The following is a 25,402-nucleotide window of genomic DNA, read 5'->3' as shown; positions in this document are numbered from 1 at the left end:
CACGGCGATTTTTCCCCAGTCTGAGATGATATCCGTAACTTTTATATGGATTATTAAAGACGGTGGTTACGCATGGATAGAGAAACCTACGGTTCATGGCGGTTTTGGCTCAAAACCTTGCCCTTTTTGTTGTTTATCCTCATTTTATTAGCTCCTTCCGACTGGTTTATGATGCCGGGCTTGACCACCATCGAGCAGCGCGTGATTGCTATTTTTGTCTTAGCTGCGCTCTGTTGGATCCTCGAACCGATTCCTATCTATGCCACTTCAGTGCTGATAATTGTGCTGGAATTACTGCTGATCTCCGATAAATCTATTTGGCTGGCTCTGCCCGCAAACGATGAACTGGCATTCGGCACCCAACTGGGTTACCAAGAGATCATGGCGACCTTTGCCTCGCCAATCATCATGCTGTTTCTGGGCGGGTTCTTTCTGGCCATGGCGGCGACCAAATACCGCCTAGACGTGAACTTAGCCCGTGTTTTGCTCAAACCGTTCGGACGTAACCCACGCAACGTGATGATGGGGCTGATGGTGGTGACGGCAGTGTTCTCGATGTTTATGAGTAACACAGCGACTACGGCCATGATGCTGTCGATTTTGACACCGGTGCTGGCGGCGCTGCCGGCAGGGGATCGCGGACGGGTAGCGTTTGCACTGTCTATTCCCGTGGCGGCGAATATTGGCGGGATTGGCACGCCGATTGGTACGCCACCGAATGCAGTTGCGCTCAAGTATTTGACTGGTGAGAACGCGATTTCCTTTGGTGAATGGATGATGTTCGGCGTGCCATTTGTAATGGTAATGCTGGTTATCAGCTGGATCTTGCTCAACACCTTCTATGCTTCGGAACAAAAAGAAATTGATGTTCAGATTCGCGGTAAATTTTTGAAAACCGGTAAAGCCTACCTAGTGTATGTCACCTTTATCGCGACCGTTTTGCTGTGGATGTTTGGCAGTGCGCACAACATGAACTCCTACGTGGTGGCGCTGATCCCAGTGGCAGTGTTTGTCTCTTCTGGGGTGATCACTCGTGATGACATGAAAAAGATGTCGTGGGACGTGCTCTGGTTAGTATCGGGCGGTATTGCACTGGGCTTGGCGTTGGAGAAAACCGGTTTAGCTGCGCGCTTGGTGCACAGCATTCCGTTTGCTGACTATCCGGCAGTAGCGGTGCTGTTAGGGGCGGTTGCGCTGACCTTGATCATGGCTAACTTTATGTCTCACACCGCCACGGCCAACTTGTTGTTACCACTGATGGCGGCGCTGGCGGGTACGGTTTCAGGGCTGAATGAAGTCACACTTATCTTGGCGGTGACCTTTGCCGCATCTTTAGGGATGGCGCTGCCGATCAGTACGCCGCCTAACGCTCTGGCCCATGCCACGGGGATGGTGGAGTCATCACAGATGGCGAAAACCGGCACGTGGCTTGGCATCATCGGCGTGGTGCTGTGCTTGATGATGTTGGCGCTGCTTGGGCAGTTGGGGGTGATCTAATGCCCGTATCTGCAACGCAACCGACCGTGTTTGAGCGCATTATCCGCGATTATTTCACGCATCCGGCGCAGCGGGTCACCTTGCAGCCCGGCGATGTGCTGATGGACCAAGGCGAGTTCAATGAGCGGCTCTATTACGTGCATTCTGGACAGCTGATCGCCACGGTCAGTGCGCCGGATGATGTGGGGGAAGAGGAGCAAGCCGAGCTGTTTTTGGCAAGCCCGGGCACCTTTATCGGGGTGCACAGTTTCTTCTCTTATCGGCTGGTGGCCTCTAGCCGCGTAGTCGCGCAGACGGAGGCTGAGCTGGCGTGGATAGATATCCGTACGCGGCCGGTCGATCCTGAATTGCACGGCAGCTTAAGTGAGCAGTTTATGCCGGTGATCGTGGAGGAGTTGCAGCGTCGGCAATGGCGTTTGAGCCAGATGGCGCGTGAGCGCGAGGCTGCCAACCGTCGCTTGCATATGGCGGAGAAGCTCTCGACGCTCGGGCAGCTGGCCGCCGGTTTGGCGCATGAGTTGAATAATGCCGTAGGGGTACTGGCGCGCAAATCCGATTATCTGAGTGGGGTGTTGCGGATTTTGCTGCAGGAGAAATCGCCGTCGTTGATCAGTTGGTTTGACCGAGGTCAGCAGACCGGACAAACCGCATCAAGCTCGGTGGTGCGCCAACAGGCGGCGGAGTTGCGTCGTCGTTTTGGGTTAGCGCCGGAGCAAGCGAAAACCTTGGCGCGAGCGTTGGATGATGGCGCTGTCCCGACCGAATTACCACAGCCGCTGGAAGGTGCGTTGCAGCTCTGGGAGATCGGGCGTGATTGCTATGACATGCAACTGGCGGCGTCTCATGCCTCTGGCATCGTCAAATCGGTGAAGCAGTTAGGCGGTGGCGATTATCAGCGGCAGTGGGGAATTGATGTCAATGAATCTGTCCGCGAAGCCTTGGCGCTACTGCAAAGTCATTTGCGTGAGGTTAATGTTGATTTGAATCTGGGGCAATTACCGCCTTTGTATGGAAATACCACCGAACTGGTGCAGGTTTGGGTCAATATCATCAAAAATGGTTGGGATGCGATGAAAGATGCGCAAACCCCTGATCCCACCATCAAGATTTCTACCCGTGCCGGTAAACGCTCGATTCAGATTTCACTGGCCAACAATGGCCCGATGATCCCTGAAGAGGTGGCGGCGCGTATTTTCCAGCCCAATTTTACGACCAAAACCATGTCGGCGCGTCGCCAAGGGCAAACGGTAGGGTTGGGGTTGGGCTTGTATATCGTTAAGCGCTTGGTGGAGAGTTACGGCGGAGACTTGCTCTTGAAAAGCACGCCCGAATATACCCGTTTTCGTGTTCGTTTGCCGCTGCAGGCGGAGCCGCTGTCATCGCCAGAACGCCATGATGACGATGAATAATCGTGTGTTTGCAGCAGGCGAAAAGGGGGGGCTGGAGTTGGCGGTGAGTTAGCCCTTATTGAGGCTAATAGCGAAGCTAATTATTTATCTTCGCTACCAACATCAGCCTTCGCGGCATAACCGCAACACCCTACGTGAGCCTGTGCTGGCACAAGCAAAGGGATTTTACAGGAGGTCAAAATGGAAAAGCTGTATCTGATTTGTGTGGATGATCAGCGAGATGTGCTGAGCGCTGTCGTCAGAGATCTCGAAAAGCTGAGTGACTGGGTCTGTATTGAAGAGTGTGAGTCTGCCGATGAAGCGGCGGGGTTAATGGACGAGCTCGATGCCGAAGGTTGTCCGATTGCGTTAGTGATTTCCGATCATATTATGCCGGGCAAAAGCGGGGTCGATTTTCTGGCCGATATTGCCCAAGACATGCGTTTTATCCAAACCAAAAAGATTTTGCTGACCGGACAGGCATCTCACAAAGACACTATAGATGCGGTGAACCGCGCCCGTATTCAGCACTACATTGAAAAACCGTGGCAACCGGAGCCGCTGTTGGCTATTTGCCGTAAATTGCTGACCGAGTATCTGTTTGATACCGGTATGGATGTCACGCCTTATATTGAGTTTGCCGACCAAGCGGTGTTGCTGGAGCGTATGCGCGACTAGCACCATCTTGATTGCCGCAGACAAAATGAGCCCCAGTATTGGGGCTCATTTGTTTCGGTATACCCGATTTTCCGGCAGTGATTCTCTTTATTGCGTGTTATTCGCGGTACAGCTTCACCAGCTCAGGATCGAGTACCCCTTGTGGGGTGAGTGTGACGCGCAGACTCATCATCAGCATTAAAGTGGATGACAAGGTGGTGCAGGCCAGCAGTGAAAGCATCACCAGAATCTGGTATTTAATTGCCAACAAAGGGCTATTACCGCCCAAAATCTGACCGGTCATCATGCCCGGTAACGAGACAATCCCCAGTGTTGCCATCGACAAAATTGTCGGCGACCATGCCGAGCGCATAGCTTGGCGGACGTACGGTAAGGCGGCTTCCCACGGCGTTGCACCCAGCGACAGATCCATCATCCACATCGGTTGTTGGTTGACGACGGCGCGATAAAAGCGATCTAGCACCAGGTAGTTTGCGGTGAGGGCATTACCTAACAACATACCGGCTAGCGGGATGGCAAAGCGCGCATCAAACCACGGCGTAGGCTGCAAAATGACCACCAGCAAATAGCCGAGGATCAGCAATGCGCCGCAGCTTATTCCTGCGAAAACCGGCAAGAATAAGCGCTTACGTGGCAGTGGGGTGCGTTTGATGGCGTTGGAGGCGGCGGCGCTCATCATCACCAGCAGCCATGCAGCGTTGACCCACAGATTGTTCAGTTTAAACAGATACTCCAAATACACACCGATCAGCGCCAGCTGCACAATCATACGCAGGCTCGACTTCACGATGTCTTTGCCCAGTTTCAGTTGTAACCAGCGGCTGAGAAGCAGCGGAATACCCAGCAGTAACACACCGAGCGCGACATCGGTCCAGCTGACAAATAACTCATCCATGTGCCAGTACCTGCAATTGTTGGTTTTCGATATGCCAATGTTGGTTGCAGAAGGCCACCATATCGGGGTCATGGGAGACACTGAGCAGCGTGCAACCTAATAGCTCCAGCAGAGCAAACACGCGCTGCTTGCTATCGGCATCCAAGGCTGAGGTGGGCTCATCGGCAAACAAAAACGGACGATTCAGCTGCAAGCAGCCGGCTAGCCCGATACGTTGCCGCTGTCCGCCAGAGATGTCTGCCATGCGCTGTTGCAAGGTCTCCGGCTCTAAGCCAAGCGCTGCTAGCAGCGCTTGTGGCTGGCAAATGTCTGGCGGTGTGGTGGCGGTGGCTTGATTGAGCTTAAAGCTGCGCAAGCGCTCCAGATAAGTATCTACCTGCATATCCAGTGGCGGGATCTGCTGTGGTAGATAGGCGATTTTTTGCCGAATAGCCTGCTGCGTGAGCGGAGACACCGGTTGGTCAAACAGCCAGACTGTACCACTGTCGGCGGGATACATACCGGATAAAATTCCCAGCAGGGTGGTTTTGCCGCTGCCGGACATCCCCGTTAGCGCGACGCGTTCGGCGCGGCGAATTTCGGCTGAAAACGGAGCAATCAAGGGTTGTCCATTCAACTCAACGCTAACCTGATCGGCGCGTAATACCGTATTGGTCATAAGTGATGTGTAATGATTCGTGGAGTGATGAGTGAGAGTAAGCATCTGGTTTGTATCAAACGCGCTAGGCGATTGACCGAACAGATGTTTTCTGGATAAGCATCATGCATGGAATAGGTCAGGTAGACAAGTTTCTGTGCACTTTATTCATACAAATCGGAGCAACAATTAATTCAAATTGCGCCGGTGGGGATTACTGGGCATTTAGCGCATCTTTAGGTGGCGGGCTCGTTGGGGGGCGAAGGCGGTGTTTGTGTTGTTGATGCTTTGCTGACTGACGTGGCTTCCGTGTTACGCGCACTACGGCCAAAGGGCAGGATTTGTGCCTGTTGACCCATAAACTCGCCAGGGCGGTTCAAAACCTGTTGCAACGTACCGAGTTGACGCATCAGCAAGCGATTCAGTAACACGCAGGTGTGCAGGGGATTTTTGCCGGTCGAAATGCAGCGGTCAATGTGGCCTTGCAAAGCACGCAAATGCGATTGTGAGCGTGGTGAGGCGGCATTAATTAGCGCTTCGGCATGTGCATGACGCAGATCTTCCAAGGCTTGCGGGTCTTCTTTGGCCAAACGCACTAACTCATCAAACGAAGGTAACGGCAGGTTCGGTGATGCGGATGTTGCTGACGATGTCATGGCCTTCACCCTCTGATTCGCTCCAGCGGTTCTGTTGTATACCGCTTTCTACACATTTCACACTTAAGTACGTAGGGTACTTGCTCTGAGTATTAGCGCAGTCTGCGGGTTTTGCCATGTTGCACGAGAGTTGTGTCTGTTGTGGGAGCTTTAAGTCAGCGAACCCAAGTACATTGGGCAAGACTTTTGTATGGCGATGATGAAATAGCGCTACATTTTCGGATGGAATGTCAGATGATTCACAGATGACGGCAAAGTTACACACAGGTTCTGTGGATAAAATTGGGAAAAGTGATGAATTCAGGGTTCAGCTAATTGAAAATAAAGAATAAATAAAAAGAAAAGAGGCAGCGTTCTGATAGAACAAAAAAAAGCCCGCAATGCGGGCTCGAGTAAGAATCTGATCTAGTTTCTCATCGGTTATCACGCAGATTTGCGTTTGTGATCCCAGCTCAGTGCACTGGCGCCATATTGCACCATCATCAGCAGACCACCGGCCATTGCGATGTTTTTCATGAACATAATCATTTGCATACCATCTTGTGGATGCAGGTGGAAAATCACAGCGCTTGCCACACAGAACAGCGCCAGTGCTGCGGAGATGAGGCGTGTCTGGAAGCCCACCAGCAGCGCAATACCACCACCGAGCTCCAACAAGATCACCAGCGGTAACAAGAAACCCGGTAAACCAACAGATTGCATGTAGGCCTCGGTTCCGGCATAACCGGCGCCCAGTTTGCCCCAGCCAGCGATGATGAAGATTTGTGCCATCAGAGCACGAGCGAGTAAATCAATGAATCTCATGGGATGTTCCTTCTATTCCTGCAACCTTGAATGCGTCTGTAAAAAGCATGTCCTGCAATAAAACGGTATTGCGATGGAGCCTTTCTTATTGTGTTGTTGCTTGTATTAAGCGGATGTGACTGACGCCAGTCACATCAGTTCAGCAATTGCTTCCTGGGCGGCATGTTGCGCTTGCGCGACAGCTTCCGGGCCAAATGCCAGCGCTTCGGCATAAATGTACTGAATGTCAGTAATGCCGATGAAATTGAGTATAGTTTGCATATACGGGGTGATCAGGTCAGAAGGTAAACCTTTGTGGATCCCGCCGCGACTCGTCAGGACCACGGCTTTTTTACCCTTCACCAAACCTTCAGGGCCGTTTTCGGTATAGCGGAAGGTCACACCTGCACGCAGCACCATATCAATGTAGGTTTTCAGTTGCACAGGGATGCTGTAGTTGTACATTGGCGCTGTAAACACAATCACATCATGGTCATTGAGCTCGGCGATCAGTTGGTCTGACAGCGCTACCGCTTCACGTTGACGCTCACTTAACTCACCGGCAGGGCGTAGCGCACCCACGGTTTCGCTATCCAGCATCGGAATTGGGTTTGCCACCAGATCGCGCACAGTGACACTGTCACCTTTTTCTTGGTGCTGCTCAATCAGGAAGTCTGCCATCCGGTTGGATTGAGAGTGTTCAGACATAATGCTGGATTTTAAAACCAATACCTTACTCATGATGTTTCTCCGTTCATTATTCGGGGTCGTGGATTCCGTTTACTGCAACATCATCCCTCGTTGTTTATTCAATTTACGCGAAATATCGGTGCGAAAAAGCGCAAAAAATCGCGCTCATTTTTCTAAAAAATAGAATGATTTGGTTATCGCTCGGCACGAGTGGACTGTGTAATCGGGGGGAAGAGGAGAGAAACGTGGAGAGAAATTCAGTGGTGATGGATGTGGTAAAGTGACTAGCAAGAAAAGGAATAACTCACCGCCGGCCATATATGGGTACCGGCAGTGAGTGAATACGTGCGCAGATTAACAGCGCAGTAGCGATTCTGGCTCGCTTGGCTCGGCGTCGGTTGCCGTACCGTGCGTAAAATGCTGGATGATTTGCTGAACGGCCGGATTGCGCGCGGCTTCCACGCTATAACACCAGCCGATGCGACGCGATAGGGCGAGCTCTGGCACCGGACAATGCAGCAAGGTCGGCCAATCCGCTAACAAACTTTGTGGCAGCAGCCCAATACCTAAACCCGCATTAAGCATAGCGGCCAATTGCTGGTGGTTGTCGGTGGTGCCTTTGGGGGTTAACACCAGTGAGTGCTGCGACAACACGCCCATAATACGCTGATAACTGGCACTGGCGTGGCAGGCCAACCATTCTTGTGCGGGAACGTCGGCCAGCGTCAGCGATTGCTCCGAACTTATTGCTTCCCGCACTAGCTGCGCAAAGGGATGTCGTGCTGAAACGGCCAGATGGTAGGCATCATCCAGCAGAGGGAAGAACAGGTCATCGTCACACAGGGCGTCATCGCGATCAATGCGCATATCACCAGCGCAGCCTTGTAGCAATGTCAGTTGTAATCCGGGAAGGGCAGCATAGCACTCGGCTATCAATTGGCTTTGCCAGTATTGCCCCAGATCGGCCATCAACCCCACTGACAAACTCACCGCACCACCTTGCTGTGCAAACAGCGTGGGCAGGTTTTGCAATTCATTCACCAAGCGGCGGGCGCTCGGATACAGTCGGCGGGCTTCATCCGTCAGTGCGACGCCTTTGGGTTGCCGAATGAACAGGGTGACATTGAGCTGCTCTTCTAGCTGGCGAATGCTGGCTGATAAAGCCGGTTGTGATACGTGGCAACGCTGCGCGGCGGCAGTCATATTTTTTTCTTCAAACACGGCGGTAAACGCACGCAACAGACGGTAATCCATAGTGATAACTGTTTTTTATTTCTAATCGGCTTGTATCGCCAGATTGTATCAAATTTCTCGGGGCGATATACCGCAAAAATGCCATTCACCTTATTTTGCTATCGGTATTGATTATCACTGTGGGCGTAACTTGCTTTCATTTGGTGAAAAATGCGTCATTTATGGGGCGAGAAATTCGTTGCTATAAATCTTGTACGGTCTGTTTTCGCTATATCGTTGAGGTGTGGCGAAATATTGTTCGCATGGTAATCAAACAGGCCAATATTGCGACAGCTAGCAATCTTTTTCAGGCGTCCGCAGAGAGTGATAGAGGCTTTTGTCATAGGTTTTAGTTATGTTTGTCAGTGTTTTTTCCCATTTCAGTCTCATTTCTTACGGGGATATAGTACGCCACATCGAGCAGACACAGATTATGCGATTACTCTTGTTTATAGGGCGCTGTTTAATACCGTGTCTCTCACGTGATGTCTTGAGCTGTTTTGAGGCATCACTGCAATTTATTTGAAATATTTAATTGAGGTAGCCATGAAAGACTCTAAATCCCTGATCGTGATCACCGGTGCAAGCTCTGGGATCGGTGCCGCCACTGCGCGTCTGCTGTCATCTCGCGGTTACCCATTGCTGCTGTTGGCGCGTCGTGTTGATCGTCTGCAAGCGCTGAATCTGCCAAACACCCTGTGCTGTCAGGTTGACATCACTGATGGTGAAGCGGTGAAAGCGGCGATTGCGCAGGCCGAAGCGCAGTTCGGTCCGGTCGATGCACTGATTAACAATGCCGGTGTGATGCTGCTGGGTAATATGGCCGAGCAAGATCCGAAAGAGTGGCAACAAATGCTGGATGTTAACGTGAGCGGTTTGCTGAACGGGATCCATGCCGTACTGAAAGGGATGCGCGAGCGTAAGAGCGGCACCATCATCAACATCAGTTCGATTGCTGGTCGTAAAACCTTCCCTGACCACGGCGTGTATTGCGGTACCAAGTTTGCGGTACATGCGATTACCGAAGGGCTGCGTGAAGAAGTGGCGATGGACAATGTCCGTTGCATCACCATCGCACCAGGTGCGGTAGAAACTGAGCTGCTGTCTCATACCACCAGCGATAGCATCAAAGAAGGCTATGAAGCGTGGAAAACGGAGATGGGCGGCGTAGTGAAAGCTGAGCAAATTGCCGAGGCGATCCGCTTTGCTTACGAGCAACCACAATCGTTGTGTATCCGTGAAATCGTTCTGGCGGCAACACGTCAGCAGCCGTAATTTAGCGCAAAAGCAAAAGAGTGGCGCGATAACATAATGCAACTTGATGAGGTGGCTCAATTTAGCCAATAAACTGAGTCACTTGATTGATAAAGGCGAGGGAGAGCGAGACTCCTTCGCCTTTTCTTTATGGCTTTCCCTGTTTACGACTGTACCGTTTATTACTGCGCATTAGCTTTCCATCATTCCACGTGTTTTCCCATCCCTTATTTTAATCTCCTCTCCATATCATCTCCCGTGCATAATGGTTAATACGCGGTTCAGACTCTGCAGGTTAGAGTGCTGTAATCGGGTAAAATCGCGCATACACGCGGCAACGCTGTTGGCATAAGGATGCTGACCTGTGGCGTGTTTGAATTTCGTGTACAGGAGTCTGCATGTTGTATCCCAAGCGCCATTATTGGCGGCAAACGCTCGGAGCTATCCGAACTTGCGGCAGAAAACTGATCGAGTTTGAGCTGGTCTTTGCCCTGATTTCTGCGGGGGTGATGGTGCCGGCGTTCGGCTGGTTGCTGAATCATCTGATTGCCCGTAGCGGTAATGTCACAATCACCAATTACGATTTGGTGGATTTTGCCATATCGCCCTATGGCGGTTTGTTCATTCTGACGGCGCTGTGCAGTGGCTTTACGCTGTTTTTTACCCAGCGTGCTGGGGTGACGATTTTGGCCGCCTCCGGATTGTACGGTTACCCGATTGGACCGGTGCGCGCATTGGTGTTTGCTCTTGGTCGCTTACCCGTATTTCTGCGCTTAGGGATCTTGTATGCCGTGACGCTGCTGGCGCTCAGTGTGCCTTTTGCCGGTTTGGGTTACCTGCTGTTTAGCCTGTTGCTGCAAGGGCATGACATCAATTACTACCTCTATTACAAACCGATGGAGTGGTATTTGGCGCTCGGCGGCGGCGCTGTATTAGCGCTCGGTTATGCCATCTTGGTGCTGCATTTGTGGGCGCGAACGGCGTTTGCGTTGACCATTATGGTTAGTGAGCCGGTAAATGTGGTGACGGCATTGCGCCGTAGTTGGCGGTTGAGCGCGGGCCATGAAATGGCGATTGTGTGGCGCGCGGGTGGCTGGTGGTTGTGGGTTGGCGCAGTGGCGTATCCGCTGATCCGCTTGATTTCCTGGAGCGCCGATCAGCTACTGGATCAATTAGCTCTTAATCTGTCTGCCGAGGTGACGTTTCTGGCGTTAGTCTCCGCGCTGGTGTTTATGCTCAGTGCCGGTTGGTCATTGCTGGGGATGTTTGGCGAAGCGTACATTATCCAATTGTTGTATCGTGATTTTGGCGAAAAACCGGCTGGCTTGGAGCGTTTGGGACGCGAAGCGGTGAAGCAGGCATCCGATTTGTCGGTGCGCACCTTAGGCGGCGTGTTGACCGGTGCATTTGTAGTGATGCTCGGATTGGGCATTTATGCACTGAGTGGCGAGCCGCAGCGCGATGAAATTCTGATCACCGCGCACCGTGCGGGGGCTGCGCGAGGCCCAGAAAACACCGTGGCGGCATTGCGCCAAGCCATTGCTGAGAAAGCCGATTATGCTGAAATTGATGTGCAAACGGCCGCAGATGGTGAATTGGTGGTGCTGCACGATGCGGATTTGATGCGTATTGCTGGCGATCCGGCGCGCGTTGCCGAATTGAGCCACGAAGAGATCCAACAGCGCGATGCTGGTGCTTGGCATAGCGAAGCATTTCGTGGTGAACCTGTGCCGACATTACGCCAAATGTTGGATGAGGCGCGTGGGCGTATCGGTCTGAATATCGAGCTTAAATACAACCGTCCAGATCCGACATTGGCGGCGGCGGTAGTGGCGATGCTGCAAAAAGAGGGGATGACCCAGCAGGTGGTAATTACTTCTTTGGAAGCCAAAGCCATCGAAGAGGTGCGAAAACTTGATCCATCAATTCGTACCGGATTGATTGTGACGCAGTCTATTGGCGATCCGATTAAAGCCGATACCCAGTTTTTGGCCGTGAATCAGAGTGTGGCGAATGAGAAGTTTATCGCGCGTGCACACAAAGGTGGCAAGCAAGTGCATGTGTGGACTGTCAACAATCCACGTCAGATGATCCGGATGCTGGCGCTGGGGGCGGATGTGCTGATCACGGATTACCCGCAAGAAGCTGCGGATATTCGGGCGCAGTGGCTGGCTCTGTCACCGGTCGAGCAAACGGCGCTGCGCTTGCGCTATGTCCTGTAAATAGTCCTGTAAATGGTTCTGTAACCAGTTCTATAACTGGCTCTATAAAAGCACGGCCAACCCTGTAAATCTCTCCGATATAAGCGTCGGTGCTAGTCATGCATCGGCGCTGAGACTTTAGTCTATATTGTCGACAATTTTCTTGAGTTACTGCATTACTGATGCTTAATTAAGCATCAGAGTACGGGTGCAGTTGCATAATCTCATGCGCTGCTGAATCCGTGTCGACAGGAGCGCAGGATGGCGTCGTCCTCTTCATCACTTTCATTTTCTACATCTTCGCGTGTAACGGTTGAGCACCCGTCGAGTTACGCAGCAGCGCATGCTACGGAGATGCTGACCTTGCCACTGCGTGATGCGACTAAAGCTGCAAGTTTGACCGACAGTTTGCGTGAGGCAATTGTCAGCGGTGAAATAGCTGCCGGAAGCAAGCTGTCTGAGCCCGAGCTGGCACGCCGTTTTGGGGTGAGCCGTGGGCCGCTGCGTGAAGCCATGATGAAGATGGAATCGCTGGGATTGGTCGAACGTGTGGCACATGTCGGCGCACGCGTTGTGACGTTGTCACTGGCGCGTTTAAGTGAATTGTACGCCGTGCGCGAGGCGCTCGAAGGAATGGCGGCGCGGTTGGCGGCAGAAAATATTACCCCTGAGCAATTGCAAGCCTTACAGCAATTGCTGAATACCCATTGTGACTACATTCGTGATGTTGATGGTGCGTCTTATTTCCATCAGCAGGGCGATTTTGACTTTCACTACCGGATTATTCACGCCAGCGCGAATCGTCGTTTGATTACGCTGTTATGCGATGAGTTGTACCACCCATTACGCATGTACCGCAGTCAGGCACCGACTAGCCATTCCCGTCCGCAAGCGGCATTAGAAGAACATCGCCAGATTTTAATGGCGGTAGCCGCCGCCGATGGGGAACTGGCAGAGCTGCTGATGCGTCGCCATATTGCGCGCAGTCGCAAGCTGATTGAGCAGCAACTGGCCTAATTATCCACAACACTGACAGCGACAAGGAGAGATGCTGATGTCCATCCGAGACGGTCTGAAGCAAGGAAAATCGCCCGGCGCGCGTTTTCGTCACGCAGTCGCGCAAGGTAATGCTAATCATGGTGGCCCCCTTAAAATTGTAGGCGCCGTGAACGCCTATTGCGCCTTAATGGCGGCGCAATCAGGTCATCAAGCACTGTATTTGTCTGGTGCTGGGGTTGCGAACGCCTCATTTGGATTACCGGATTTAGGCATGACCTCATTAGACGAGGTGCTGACGGATGTGCGTCGTATTACTGCGGTGACCGATGTACCGCTACTGGTGGATATTGATACTGGCTTTGGCGGCGCGCTCAATATTGCCCGCACTATTCGCGAGATGGAGCGCGCTGGCGCGGCGGCGGTGCATATTGAAGATCAGGTGAGTCAGAAGCGCTGCGGCCATCGCCCGAATAAAGCGGTTGTGAGTCAGGCAGAAATGGTGGATCGCATTCGCGCCGCCGTGGATGCACGCACCGATCCTGATTTTGTGATTATGGCGCGTACCGATGCCTTAGCCGTTGAGGGCATGGATGCGGCCATTGAGCGCGCATTGGCTTGTGTGGCAGCTGGTGCTGACATGATTTTCCCTGAGGCGATGCAAACCTTAGCGCAATACCGGCGTTTTGCCTCGGCTGTCGGTGTGCCGGTACTGGCGAATATCACTGAATTTGGGCAAACCCCGTTGTTTGAATGTCGAGAGTTGGGCGAGCAGGGCGTGGCGATGGTGCTGTATCCCTTAACTGCTTTTCGCACCATGAACCGCGCGGCAGAGAGGGTGTATCAGCATTTAGCGCAGGCGCAATCGCAGGTCGCGCTTGTGGATCAAATGCAAACGCGCGCCGAGCTATACCACTATCTGGATTACTTGCGCTATGAGCAAACCTTAGACCGGTTATTCAGCCAAGATGCCGAAAAAAGCGCCCTTTAATAACGGTACTTAATTCTGAATATATTTAAAGCATAACGAGTATGACATCTAGAGCGCAGCGCGGCGGTGCCCTGAACCTACAGGCATCGGATGTCCTGGTCTGCCTCTCCGAATATGCAGTTCTCACTGATACGGAAGGAATGGATTATGACAAGCTCTCCAACATCGGCAGCGCTGGGTGGCGCAGGATTACGCGGACAAAGTGCAGGGCAAACAGCGCTCTGTACCGTCGGGAAAAGTGGTACTGGATTAACCTATCGCGGTTATGACATCAGCGATTTGGCGCGTTTTGCCTGCTTTGAGGAAGTGGCCTTTTTACTGCTGCGCGGCCATTTGCCCAACGAGCAAGAGCTAGAAGCCTATCGCCAACATCTGGTGGCATTACGTGGCTTGCCGGAAAAACTGCGCATTGTCTTAGAGCACATTCCGGCCTCCGCGCATCCGATGGATGTGATGCGTACCGGTTGCTCCGTGTTGGGTAATTTGGAGCCGGAAACTGATTTTTCGCAACAAGTGCACGTTGCCGAACGCTTATTGGCCGTGTTGCCTGCCATGATTTGCTACTGGTACCGCTTTAGCCACCAGCATGTGCGAATTCGCACTGACTCGCCAGAAATCAGTACCGGCGGCTACTTTCTGCATCTGCTTTATGGCTATCGACCTGATCCTGAATTTGTACAAGCCATGCACTGTTCCCTGATTTTGTATGCCGAGCATGAGTTTAATGCCTCGACCTTTGCCGCACGCGTGTGCGCGTCAACGCTGTCTGATTATCATTCGGCTATTACGGCAGCGATCGGTACATTGCGAGGGCCATTACATGGCGGCGCGAATGAAGCGGCCATGGAGATGATTGAACGGTTCACCAGCGTAGAAGACGCCGAGCAGGGGATTTTAGACATGCTGGCGACGAAGGCGAAAATCATGGGATTTGGTCATGCCATCTATCGAACCCATGATCCGCGCAATGCCTTAATCAAAGCATGGGCGCAAAAGCTGGCAGAGAAAACCGGAGACACCCGCTATTACCCAGTATCTGAGCGTATTGAAACGGTGATGATGCGTGAAAAAACACTGTTTGCGAACGCCGATTTCTACCATGCCAGTGCGTATCACTTTATGAAAATTCCCACACTGTTATTCACCCCCATTTTTGTGCTCAGTCGGGTGACTGGTTGGTCGGCGCACATTTTCGAGCAGCGCGCTAATAATCGCATTATCCGCCCCAGCGCTGATTATATCGGCCCTGAGCCGCGCAGTTGGTTGCCCTTGGCTGAGCGATAAAGCAGAGCGTTAATTGATGGATGAGAAGAGCCAAGACTATCAATATAAGTCATCATCCAGTGATGTGCTGTTTTCAATAGCAAGAACGCGCGCTGTAGTAAAAATATCTAATATCAATATCTTATCACGCATAAATGCTATACCCGACAAGGAGTTCAACCATGCACGGAATCAATCAAGCGGAATTAAACCAGCGACCAGCGCCAGATGCCTTATTGTGCCAAATTGCTGATTATGTGATGGATTGCACCGAGCCATCCGCCGAAGCATTAGCCACTGCGCGCTATTGTTTGCTCGATACGCTCGGCTGCGGATTACTCGCGCTGCGGTTCCCTGAATGCACCAAGCACTTGGGGCCGCTGGTGGAGGGCACATCCGTGCGCAACGGGGCGCGTGTTCCGGGGACGTCACACGAGCTGGATCCGGTCACCGCCGCATTTAACATCGGCTGCATGATCCGCTGGTTGGATTACAACGATACGTGGTTGGCTGCCGAGTGGGGGCATCCCTCTGATAATTTAGGGGCTATTTTGGCAGTGGCTGATTATTTGAGCCGTAAAGCCGTGGCGCAAGGCAATGCACCACTGACTTTACGCGATGTGCTGGTGGCCATGATTCAAGCGCATGAGATTCAAGGCGTATTGGCCTTGGAGAACAGCTTTAACCGTGTCGGGTTGGACCACGTGTTGCTGGTGCGTGTGGCATCCACGGCGGTGGTGACACGGCTGTTAGACGGTGATCGTCAGCAGGTGATCGATGCTTTATCACAAGCTTGGGCCGATGGCGGCGCATTACGGACTTATCGCCATGCACCGAATGCAGGTTCACGTAAATCGTGGGCGGCCGGTGACGCCACTTCACGCGCGGTACGTTTGGCGATGATCACCATGAAAGGGGAAATGGGCTTACCGTCGGTGCTCAGTGCGCCGCGCTGGGGTTTTTGCGATGTGTTGATGCATGGTGAACCACTGCGAGTGAGTCAGCCTTTTGCGTCTTACGTGATGGAAAATGTGCTGTTTAAGATTTCGTATCCGGCAGAGTTCCATGCACAAACTGCCGTGGAGTGCGCGGTAACGTTACACTGTAACGAATCATCGCGTTATCTTTCTCAGCTTGGTAGTGAACAACCGGGCATTGAAGATATTGAACGTATTGAAGTGACGACCCATGAGTCAGCCGTGCGGATCATTTCCAAAACTGGTGCGCTGGCTAATCCCGCCGATCGTGATCACTGCTTGCAGTACATGATTGCAGTGCCGTTGTTGTATGGTACGTTGACCGCCGAGCAGTATGAAGATGCATTCCACCGCGCTGACCCGCGCATTGATGCGCTGCGCGAGAAAATGGTGGTATGCGAAGACAGTGCCTATTCCCGCGATTATCTTGACCCAACTAAACGTTCGATTGCCAATGCGGTGCAGATTTTTTATCGCGATGGCTCATGCAGTGAGCGAGTTGCGGTGGAATATCCGGTCGGGCATCGTCGTCGTCGGGAAGAGGGCATCCCGTTATTGCTGGCCAAATTTCGCGCTAGCTTGCAAACTCGATTCCCAGCGGCACAATGTGCGCGCATTCTGACTCTGTGCGGAGTAGACGACGCCAACAACGGGGACTTCGAACATTCTGCAAACGCTACAAATTCGTTGGACGCGTTTGCCGCGATTCCGGTTAACCAATTTATGGATTTGTGGGTGATTAACTAAGTCTAATCGCATAGAAATTCCAGCACAGAAAATTCAAATCGTGAAAACTGGCGCGTCCTTTCACCATTAAGCTAATTGGCGAATGCGTTAATGGGGGCGTCAGTTTTTTATCTGCTTGTTAATCCTATTCCGTTCAACTCTCTTTAAGGCGAGTCGGCGAGTTGTATCCGTTTTCCTTAATCGTTTGTGATCACGATATTTTTCATCTGTTAATCTTTACGATAAGAGTCATTCTGAATTCACCCATTTTGCTTTATGGTAGAGCTGAATTCGCAAAGGGAGTGTGGCATGAGAAAGTGTCTGGTTATGGGCGCGGCGGGTTATATCGGATCTTACCTTGTCCCACATCTGCAAGCACAGGGGTATCAGGTGGTGGCAGGAGCACGGCGTCCGTGCCGTTTGCCAGAGGGCGTGGAGTTTCGTCTGGCCGACAGCCTCAAACCGCGCACCTTACAGGTTGCGTTAACCGGCCTCGACACCGTTTTTTATCTGGTGCATGCCATGGGCTCAGGCGCTGAATTTCACCGTTTAGAGCAGCAAGGGGTGAAGAACTTCGCGGCGGCAGCGCACAAGGCGGGGGTACGACGCATCATCTACCTTGGGGCGATTCAGCCCGAATCTTGCCACAGTCGACATCTTAATTCGCGCCGTTATTGCGGTGAGCTATTTCGAGCTTCAGGAGTCCCAACCGTTGAACTGCGGGCGGGGATCATTATTGGGCCTGGCTCTGCCGCGTTCGAGGTGATGCGCGATCTGGTCTATAACCTGCCATTAATGGTCACACCTAAGTGGGTGCGTTCGCGTACGCCGCCGATTGCGCTGTCGAACTTGCTCTACTATTTGACCGGCCTAATTGAAGCTGAGGGAATCGAAGGACAGATTTTCAATGCGGCTGGCCCAGAATTGCTCAGTTACCAGCAGCAGTTACAGAAATTTGCCGCGCACATTGGTAAGCGTTGCCCGATTATTCCGGTGCCGTTTTTGAGCCCCAAATTATCGGCGTGGTGGTTGCAGTTTGTCACCTCGGTACCGCAGCCGGTGGCAAAAGCGTTAGTCGGCGGACTTAAACACGATATTCCTGCCGATGATGCGGCGTTACGTGCGCTATTGCCACAAACCTTGCTGAGCTTTGATCAGGCGCTGGCGGAAAGTTTGGCGTTGGAGCAAAAGCTCGGTGCGGAGCAGCAAGGGCAGGAAACGCCGTTGGGGTTGCGCTGGCGTCATCCTGAATATGGTTTCTACGATCGCACCGCCAGTGGCGAAGCGCTCTGTTTAGCCAGTACCGATACGGTGTGGCAAGAGCTGCAATTACTCGGTGGCGAACAGCGATACTTTTACATGAATGAGCTGTGGGTGATCCGTGAGTGGATGGATCATCTGATTGGCGGGCCAGCGTTAACGCGCGGTCGAACCAATCCGGATAAATTTGTGAAAGGCGATATGCTCGATTCTTGGCAAATTCTGGGCGTTGATGAAGGGCGGCGGTTAGATTTGCTGTTTAATATGAAAGCGCCGGGTGTTGGGCGGTTAGAGTTTCTGATTCTTCCCGAAGAGTCAGGGCTAACGCGCATTCGCGTAACCGCCCATTGGCACCCACAGGGCGCGTGGGGATTGGCCTATTGGCTGGCCATGTTGCCGTTTCATCTGTTTATCTTCCAAGGGATGACCGAGGCTATCGCCAAGCAAGCCGAGCAGCGCGCCGGCATTCCCGTGATGGATTAATGAAAAAATAAAGGGATAAACACCAAAACGGTTTATCCCTTATTGTTTTTAGCTTTTAAGCCGGTTTCTAGGCTAATTACGTTATCGCGACTGCAAGATTAGCCACGTGCATTCCAACGATACATGCGCCACGCTTTTTGCTGGGCCGGGGTGAAGAAGGTCCAGGCGATAAAGCGACTGATTTTCTGCCCTTGCGACATCTCGATGGTTTTCACTTCGGTTGCACCCACTTCGCTCAATGCTTCATACAGCGCTGGCAAACTGGTTTTTTTCGATACCAATGACGTAAACCAGAAACACTGGCCGGCAAATTCGCGGCTTTCGTGGATCATATCACTGATAAAACGCACTTCGCCGCCATCGCACCACAGCTCATTATGTTGACCGCCGAAATTGAGAGCCGGCTGAGCATCAATGGTGTTGGCGTTACCGCGCGAGACTTGGTTGTAGGCCAACTTGCTGCGTTTACGCTGGGTCGTTTCTGCCGCTTCCTGCGCTGAGGCGTGGAATGGCGGGTTGCACAGGGTGAAGTCAAACATTTCGCCCGGCTGAATAATGCCACGCAAAATGTCGCTAGGTTGAGTTTGGGTACGCAGCGTAATCGCTGATTGCATGGCTGGATTGCGCTCTAAAATAGCCTCAGCAGACGCGATGGCGACAGTATCAATCTCCGAACCGACCATATTCCAGCCATAGCTGTGATGGGCCAGCAGCGGATAAATCAGGTTCGCGCCAGTACCGACATCCAAACCGGTAATGCGTTTCCCTTTCGGAATTCGACCTTGATTGGCTTCGGCCAGCAGATCAGCCAGATGATGAACATAATCGGCACGCCCCGGAACCGGTGGGCAGAGATAACCTTCAGGAACATTCCAGCCTTCAACTGCATAAAAATGCTTCAGCAACGCTCGGTTCAGGGCTTTCACTGCATTTGGATCAGAGAAATTGATGGAATCGGTGCCATAGACATTGCGCTGGACATAGTTGGCCAGCTCTGGGCTTGCTTCGGTCAGCGCCGCGAAGTCATACGAAGAGCGGTGCAGGTTACGAGGGTGCAGATTAGATTTGGTGTCACTCATCAGGATGTCTGGATTTCAGGCTACAAAGATTGGCAACAATAATAGCGGAAAACCGGACATCTTTCGCATTTATCGTTGTTTCTCGGCTTAGGTGGTGTTTTGCGCGTCGGTTACTGGCCATGTGTCACTCATGTTTGTGGCCTGCTTCTTTAAAATGGGTCACATACTGTGCGTATTGCGGTACGTAATGGAATGAGAAGAACAGCAAGCATTCGGAGAGGATCTCATGTTGCCGACACTAAATTTATACGGTGATAGCTTACACGGGGAATGGACGCTGACATCGCCGCAGCACCCTCAGATTCACACGCGTTGCTCGTTGCCGGGCGATATCCACAGTGCCTTGTTAGAGGCGAATTTGATCCCCGATCCCTATTTTGCCTGTAATGAACAGCAGGTGCAGTGGGTAGGGGAAAGTGAATGGCATCTGTCTCGTACCTTTACCTTGTCTGCGCACGAATTGTCGGCCAGTCGGCTGCTGCTGGGTCTTACCTTTGTCGATACGATGGCAACAGTATGGGTCAATGGGCAGGAAGTGTTGCTGTGCCACAATATGTTCCGGCGTTTTGAGGCAGATATTTTGCCGTGGGTGGTGGCAGGGGAAAACCAAATCCAAATTCGGTTGTTGCGTAATGACGTGGAAGCTGCGGAGCGGGCGTCGCGCCTGCCTTTCCCTATCCCTTGGGCGCAGGGTAATAACCAGATTCCGCACATGAATTTGCTGCGTAAAACCCAATGTCATGCCGGTTGGGATTGGGGGATCTGCTTATTGGTCAGTGGCGTATATGGCGAGATCTCGCTAGAACCGGTATTTGCTGTTCAGCCGTTGCAAGTGCGTACCGAACAAGAGTGGCGAGCCGATGGCAGCTGCCGCTTGCACGTAGATTGTACCTATCAGGTGGATAAAGAGAATGTGCCGTTAGTTGCGCAAGTAACCTTGCTTTCACCGACATTCTTAGCTCAGGGAAACAGACAAGAAAACTCGCAGCATCAGGTAGAGCAGATCCATCTTGAGTTACCGCCACAGCCTTGCGGCGAAGGGCGTTTTCGCCATCGCATTGATATTGCACATCCCCAGCGTTGGTGGCCGGCAGGTTATGGCCCGCAGCCACTGTACACACTTCAGGTAGCCTTTATCGATGTTAGCGCGCCAAATACTGACGCGCCGATTACTGCGCGCAACAAGTTGATTGAAAAGCGTATTGGCTTACGCCAGTTAGAGCTGATAACGGAAAACGATGCAATTGGCAGCAGTATGCTGTTTCGGGTCAATGGTCAAGCAATCACCGCCAAGGGCGCTAATTGGATCCCGCTCGATGCACTTCCGTCGCGTCACACGCCAGAGCGTTATCGGCGCTTACTTGAAGATGCGGTGGCCGCCAACATGAATATGCTGCGCGTGTGGGGCGGCGGCATGTATGAGCAGGATATCTTCTACGATCTGTGCGATGAGCTGGGTTTACTGGTATGGCAAGATTTGATGTTCTCCTGCGCGCTGTATCCCTCAACCCCTGAATTCTTGCTCGATGTTGAGCATGAGGTGCGTTATCAGGTGCAGCGTTTAGCCGACCATCCATCACTGGCGTTATGGTGTGGGGATAACGAGGTGATTGGCGCGATTGGCTGGTATCCAGAATCCCGTGAACAGCGCGTCAAATATACGGTGAATTACGATCGCCTGAATCGTCTGTTGGCCGAAGTTGTTGAGCAGGAAAACCCGTCGCGCCGCTTCTGGGCCAGCTCGCCGTGTAATGGAGAGTTAGATTTTGGCGATGCGTGGCATGATGACAACCGTGGCGATATGCATTTTTGGGATGTGTGGCATTCTGGTAAATCCTTTGATGCTTACCACAGTGTGAAACCGCGCTTTTGCTCCGAGTTCGGTTTTCAGTCATGGCCATCGTTGCCCACCGTGAAATCCTTTGCCGAACCGGATGAGTGGAATATCACTTCGCCAACGTTTGAACAGCATCAGAAAAACGGGCGGGGCAACAGCATTATAACGGAGATGATCACGCGCTATTTCCGTTTCCCGATCAGCTTTGAACAGCAGCTGTACTTAAGTCAGGTGCAACAGGCGCTGGCTATTAAAACGGCAGCGGAATACTGGCGAGCTTATAAGAATCACTGTCGCGGCATTTTGTTCTGGCAGCTCAATGATTGCTGGCCGGTGAGTTCGTGGTCAAGCATTGAGTATTCAGGGCGCTGGAAATTGCTGCATCACCATGCGCGTCATTTCTTTGCGCCGTTAATGGCGACCTTTATTCATGAACCTAATGCGCAAGGCCAGCCGATGTTAACGTTGCATTTGGTTAATGATCGGCATGTCACGCAATCGCTGCATGGGGAAGTATTGCAGATCAGCTGGCAGGGGGATGTATTACAGCGTTGGCCGCTAACGTGCACCACTGCGCCAGATAGCTCTGCACCAATTTGGCAAATTCCGCTGCCCGAGCGTAATACACGTAACGCCTCTGGTAGTACGAATGCGTCAGAAAGCGAGGCGCGACGGGGCTTTTATCATGTGGTTCTGCACTCGGAGTCACCAAACCATCAGGCTAATGAACGCATTGAAAACAGCTTCTATCCCGATGAGTTTAAGCGTTTACCGTTGCAACCGGCGCAGATTGAGTACTGTATTAGCGGAGATGATCAAGGTAGCTATATCGAGTTGTGGAGTCAGCATCCGGCGCTGTTTGTGCATGTCGAATATAGCGGCGAAGGGCGTTTTGAGGATGCAGGGTTTACCTTACTGCCTGAGGCTATAGGAGGGCGTCGTCGTTTACGCTTTATCGGCTCTGCAAGTTGTGCGGAATTGGCAGCAGGCGTGAAGGTTTACGATTTGCGTTCGACTTACTGAGTTGTGATATCTAAAAACGTGATTTATACGCATTTACTCTGAATTGATTACTGCATTCTGAATCGCCACCAATAAACTAGACCCTTCATAGGCTAAGCGCAGAAGTACTTAGCTCGAAAGAAGGGACACAAGGGATACAAGAAGGGAAGCGCGGCCTGCTCACACAGGCCGCTTTTTTTATGTCCGTCTTTTGTCGCTGTAGCTCCCTTTGGTAGATTGCTATTGGCTCATTCAGCACTTGGTGAGATAGGTGTTATCCTTGCACTTGATTGAATTATCCCTGCTCATAAAACAATCTATAGATAAAACAAACACCTAAACGGCAGAATAATTTATTCTTAATTAAACAACCGTTTAAAACGGATTAAGTGCTTAGCTAATTTTCACCATGCCGCACAACTGTGCGGAGTAAAAGACTGCCTCAAAATTGATAGCTGGCTGAGAGTTTGAGATTACGCCCAGGCTCCAATGTGCCGTATTCCGGTGCGCCCCAGTAGAAACCGAACGCGGTCGGTTCGGCATAGGCGGCATCGAACAGGTTATCAATGCCCGCCATGAGCTTCAGGCCGTTAATCTGTTGCGGTTCATAACTGGTCCACAAATTGACTACGGTGAAGCCTTTGCGCTCAACGCGGAAGGTGTCTACGCTACCTTGCTTGTTGCGTTCATGCTGGGTGTAGGCGTTATTGGGGGTAAAGCGCATGTCAGTACCAACAACCACACTTTCGGTTAGGGCATAGGCGCCACCCAGCTTCACACTGTGATAATGGGTTTGTGGCAATACCGCTTTCATGCCTTGATGATCGGTGAGTGTGCCGCTGCTGTAGCTGTAATTGGCATACAGGTCGACACGCCCAAATCCGGTATTAGCACTTAACTCACCGCCCCATACTTCGGCATCGCCTTGGCTGACCAGTGCAGTGTTTTTGGTCGGGTGTAGGTAGTTATCCAGCGTATAGCGATACAAGGTAAAACCGCTGGAGGCATAATCGGCTTTGGTCAGCGCAGTAAGATCGTAATCCGCACCGGCTTCGATGTTGTAGCCTGTTTGCGCTTTGACATCTTTAGGTTTGACCATGTTATCGCTGATCATAAAGGTTTCCGGTAAACCGGGGCCTTTAAAGATTCGGCCATAACCGGTTCGCACCGACAGATTATCGGTCAGACGATAGCTAGTTTTGAGCTTTGGCGACCATTGGTGGAAATCACCTTCATATAAACCACCCATCATAATCTGGTCGTAACGCAATCCCGGAGTCAGCGTTAGTCGGCCTAGCGTCATTTTATCTTCCGCATACACGCCGTAACTGGTCATCAAACCACGACCTTTGACATCCTCCTGTACCACTTTGCCGTTTTGCGTGCCGCCAATATAGCGGGTCACACCATCGGCTTTTTTGGTTTGTTCAGTACGATAGGTTTCTACGCCATAGGTCAGCTGATGCTCACCCAAGGGGCCGGTCAGGCGATTGCGGTTTCGCAGATCGGCGCCTGTGGTGGTGTTGTAATAGCTACGGTTAGGCGCATGCTTTTCTGAGCCTTTCTCTTGAGTAATTTCAGCTTCGCGATCAATGCCTTGCTTGGTCTGATACACATTTAACGTCATGTCTAACGGCGAGCCGGTTGGTGCAATGCGCAGCTCAGAGCTGTAGGTATCGCGTGTCATGCCGGAATAGCTATAACGACCATCGTCACTAATACCGGCTTTTTCACCGGCTAGCTGCCGATTACCGCCATCTTCGTAGTGTTGGGCATTGAGCTTCAGCGTGCTGTGCGGCGCCAGCTCGAACACAGCTTTGGCCATGCCGGATTTCAACTTACCTTGTTTGGACTCAATATCCGTACCATCGCCCAAACGCATGGTGCCATCATCATCGCGATGTCCGTACACCAATAACTGCGTGCTATCGCCAACCTTACCGAAGAGGGCGGCACTGCCACTGTTACGGTGATAAGCATCTTGATAGCCACCTTTAACAAAAGCGCCGACTTGCTCACCTTCGCGCAGCAAATCTGAAGGATCGCGGGTTTCATAGCGGAAGCTGCCGGTGACGGTGCCACCACTGTCGAGTGCTGAGTTAGGGCCAAATTCGATAACGGCACGTTTGAGCAATTCAGGGTCGATGGTTTGATCGCCTGAGTGGTGGAAGATTTGACCTTCCTGACGAGCGCCATCAATCGTGACCAACGCAAACTTGTCTTCCAAGCCGCGGATCCACACTTTGCGGCCATAGCGTTTGCCTCCATCCACGGTAACGCTCGGTAGGGTGTTGAGCACATCTTTGATGTCACTGGCTTGGCGGTTACTCAATTGTTCGGCATCAATTTGCTGTTGTACATGTACGTCAATCGCTTCACCGGTGACCACGATGGTTTCGCTGGTGGAGGCTGACGCGGCATAGCTGTGAGATACCATGAGTGGGGAACTCAATAGCGCCGCAACAGCAATAGCCAGTGGTTTGATTGTAAAAGGTGAACAGTCCACGTTGTTTTGTGTTGTTGGCATAGATGCCATTGTTATTGTCATAATTAATTACGGTCGTTATCTGAAAAGAGGGTGCACATCAACAGGCGTTAATATCCCCGTTGATGGTGCGGCTCAGTCGACCTTACTCACCAAAATCAAGTTGCCAAAAGTGATGCTAATGCGCTCTTAATTGAAAGGCTTGATGCGAGACATTGATGACAATGGTGTAAACCACTAATTCATCACTATCTCAGTAGAATAAGATTTCAATTCGGCGATTAGTCTATTTTGTGTTGCAAATGATACCTATTATCATTTGTGTGGCAAGTGATAATTATCGCTAAGTGATTATTTTTAAATGATATTTCACGATGCTAAATTTAAGGCG

General features: G+C 51.8%; 20 protein-coding genes. 12 read left to right on the top strand and 8 right to left on the bottom strand.

Going from position 1 to position 25,402, the window contains the following annotated elements; translation table 11 throughout:
• Positions 1 to 72 precede the first annotated feature (72 nt).
• From LQ901_RS06475 to LQ901_RS06465, 3 genes are all read left to right on the top strand, one after another.
• Positions 73 to 1,497, top strand: a complete 1,425-nt coding sequence (locus LQ901_RS06475) for a DASS family sodium-coupled anion symporter (RefSeq protein ID WP_010863516.1) — start codon at positions 73 to 75, stop codon at positions 1,495 to 1,497.
• Complete coding sequence (locus LQ901_RS06470; RefSeq protein ID WP_233672058.1) at positions 1,497 to 2,906, top strand: sensor histidine kinase; 1,410 nt, start codon at positions 1,497 to 1,499, stop codon at positions 2,904 to 2,906. The genes LQ901_RS06475 and LQ901_RS06470 overlap by 1 nt, the downstream gene beginning before the upstream one ends.
• Positions 2,907 to 3,086: 180 nt before the next feature.
• Positions 3,087 to 3,563 (top strand): response regulator, encoded by a 477-nt coding sequence (locus LQ901_RS06465; RefSeq protein ID WP_010863518.1) that lies wholly within the window; start codon positions 3,087 to 3,089, stop codon positions 3,561 to 3,563.
• A gap of 97 nt (positions 3,564 to 3,660) precedes the next feature.
• Here LQ901_RS06465 and fetB read toward each other — a convergent pair whose 3' ends face one another.
• The 6 genes from fetB to LQ901_RS06435 all read right to left on the bottom strand — a co-directional run bounded on the left by fetB (position 3,661) and on the right by LQ901_RS06435 (position 8,478).
• Positions 3,661 to 4,458: an iron export ABC transporter permease subunit FetB gene (gene fetB / locus LQ901_RS06460; protein ID WP_064977705.1), complete on the bottom strand. Its 798-nt coding sequence runs from the start codon at positions 4,456 to 4,458 to the stop codon at positions 3,661 to 3,663.
• Complete coding sequence (locus LQ901_RS06455; protein ID WP_178091333.1) at positions 4,451 to 5,116, bottom strand: ATP-binding cassette domain-containing protein; 666 nt, start codon at positions 5,114 to 5,116, stop codon at positions 4,451 to 4,453. The genes fetB and LQ901_RS06455 overlap by 8 nt, the downstream gene beginning before the upstream one ends.
• Before the next feature lie 215 nt (positions 5,117 to 5,331).
• Entirely contained in the window at positions 5,332 to 5,751 is a 420-nt protein-coding gene (locus LQ901_RS06450) for a DUF3135 domain-containing protein (RefSeq protein WP_233672057.1), read from the bottom strand.
• A gap of 423 nt (positions 5,752 to 6,174) precedes the next feature.
• Entirely contained in the window at positions 6,175 to 6,555 is a 381-nt protein-coding gene (locus LQ901_RS06445) for a DoxX family protein (protein ID WP_064977708.1), read from the bottom strand.
• Positions 6,556 to 6,684: 129 nt separating this feature from the next.
• Positions 6,685 to 7,275 carry an FMN-dependent NADH-azoreductase gene (locus LQ901_RS06440; protein ID WP_064977709.1) on the bottom strand — a complete coding sequence of 197 codons (591 nt, stop codon included), beginning with the start codon at positions 7,273 to 7,275 and terminating at the stop codon, positions 6,685 to 6,687.
• 303 nt (positions 7,276 to 7,578) lie between these two features.
• Positions 7,579 to 8,478 carry a LysR family transcriptional regulator gene (locus LQ901_RS06435; protein WP_064977710.1) on the bottom strand — a complete coding sequence of 300 codons (900 nt, stop codon included), beginning with the start codon at positions 8,476 to 8,478 and terminating at the stop codon, positions 7,579 to 7,581.
• Between the two features lie 525 nt (positions 8,479 to 9,003).
• Between LQ901_RS06435 and LQ901_RS06430 the strand changes: the two genes are divergently transcribed.
• The 7 genes from LQ901_RS06430 to LQ901_RS06400 all read left to right on the top strand — a co-directional run bounded on the left by LQ901_RS06430 (position 9,004) and on the right by LQ901_RS06400 (position 18,608).
• Positions 9,004 to 9,732: an SDR family oxidoreductase gene (locus tag LQ901_RS06430; protein ID WP_010863525.1), complete on the top strand. Its 729-nt coding sequence runs from the start codon at positions 9,004 to 9,006 to the stop codon at positions 9,730 to 9,732.
• A gap of 377 nt (positions 9,733 to 10,109) precedes the next feature.
• Positions 10,110 to 11,933, top strand: coding sequence for a glycerophosphodiester phosphodiesterase family protein (locus LQ901_RS06425; protein WP_064977711.1), 1,824 nt, complete (start codon positions 10,110 to 10,112; stop codon positions 11,931 to 11,933).
• Positions 11,934 to 12,173: 240 nt separating this feature from the next.
• A complete protein-coding gene (locus LQ901_RS06420; protein WP_197665259.1) occupies positions 12,174 to 12,929 on the top strand; it encodes a GntR family transcriptional regulator in 756 nt (251 codons plus the stop codon).
• A 37-nt stretch (positions 12,930 to 12,966) separates the two neighbouring features.
• On the top strand, positions 12,967 to 13,899 hold the full coding sequence (prpB, locus tag LQ901_RS06415; RefSeq protein WP_064978463.1) for a methylisocitrate lyase: 933 nt from the start codon (positions 12,967 to 12,969) through the stop codon (positions 13,897 to 13,899).
• 147 nt (positions 13,900 to 14,046) lie between these two features.
• Complete coding sequence (prpC, locus tag LQ901_RS06410) at positions 14,047 to 15,183, top strand: 2-methylcitrate synthase (protein ID WP_233672056.1); 1,137 nt, start codon at positions 14,047 to 14,049, stop codon at positions 15,181 to 15,183.
• 161 nt (positions 15,184 to 15,344) lie between these two features.
• Positions 15,345 to 16,886: a bifunctional 2-methylcitrate dehydratase/aconitate hydratase gene (locus LQ901_RS06405; RefSeq protein WP_233672055.1), complete on the top strand. Its 1,542-nt coding sequence runs from the start codon at positions 15,345 to 15,347 to the stop codon at positions 16,884 to 16,886.
• Positions 16,887 to 17,174: 288 nt separating this feature from the next.
• Positions 17,175 to 18,608, top strand: a complete 1,434-nt coding sequence (locus tag LQ901_RS06400) for a DUF2867 domain-containing protein (RefSeq protein WP_233672054.1) — start codon at positions 17,175 to 17,177, stop codon at positions 18,606 to 18,608.
• 98 nt (positions 18,609 to 18,706) lie between these two features.
• Here LQ901_RS06400 and rlmF read toward each other — a convergent pair whose 3' ends face one another.
• On the bottom strand, positions 18,707 to 19,687 hold the full coding sequence (gene rlmF / locus LQ901_RS06395) for a 23S rRNA (adenine(1618)-N(6))-methyltransferase RlmF (RefSeq protein WP_233672053.1): 981 nt from the start codon (positions 19,685 to 19,687) through the stop codon (positions 18,707 to 18,709).
• 226 nt (positions 19,688 to 19,913) lie between these two features.
• Between rlmF and LQ901_RS06390 the strand changes: the two genes are divergently transcribed.
• Positions 19,914 to 22,547 (top strand): glycoside hydrolase family 2 protein, encoded by a 2,634-nt coding sequence (locus tag LQ901_RS06390; RefSeq protein WP_233672052.1) that lies wholly within the window; start codon positions 19,914 to 19,916, stop codon positions 22,545 to 22,547.
• 421 nt (positions 22,548 to 22,968) lie between these two features.
• On the opposite strand, the gene LQ901_RS06385 is transcribed toward LQ901_RS06390, so the two are convergent.
• Positions 22,969 to 24,963, bottom strand: coding sequence for a TonB-dependent receptor domain-containing protein (locus LQ901_RS06385; protein WP_233672051.1), 1,995 nt, complete (start codon positions 24,961 to 24,963; stop codon positions 22,969 to 22,971).
• On the opposite strand from LQ901_RS06385, the gene LQ901_RS06380 reads away from it, so the two are divergent.
• Positions 24,962 to 25,204, top strand: a complete 243-nt coding sequence (locus LQ901_RS06380; RefSeq protein WP_010863536.1) for a hypothetical protein — start codon at positions 24,962 to 24,964, stop codon at positions 25,202 to 25,204. The two genes, LQ901_RS06385 and LQ901_RS06380, sit on opposite strands and share 2 nt — an antisense overlap.
• The last annotated feature ends 198 nt before the right edge of the window (positions 25,205 to 25,402 follow it).

This window comes from Plesiomonas sp. PI-19 (assembly GCF_021368255.1).
Taxonomy (GTDB): domain Bacteria; phylum Pseudomonadota; class Gammaproteobacteria; order Enterobacterales; family CAMTGL01; genus Plesiomonas; species Plesiomonas shigelloides.
This window is presented reverse-complemented; position numbering and strand designations above follow the sequence as displayed.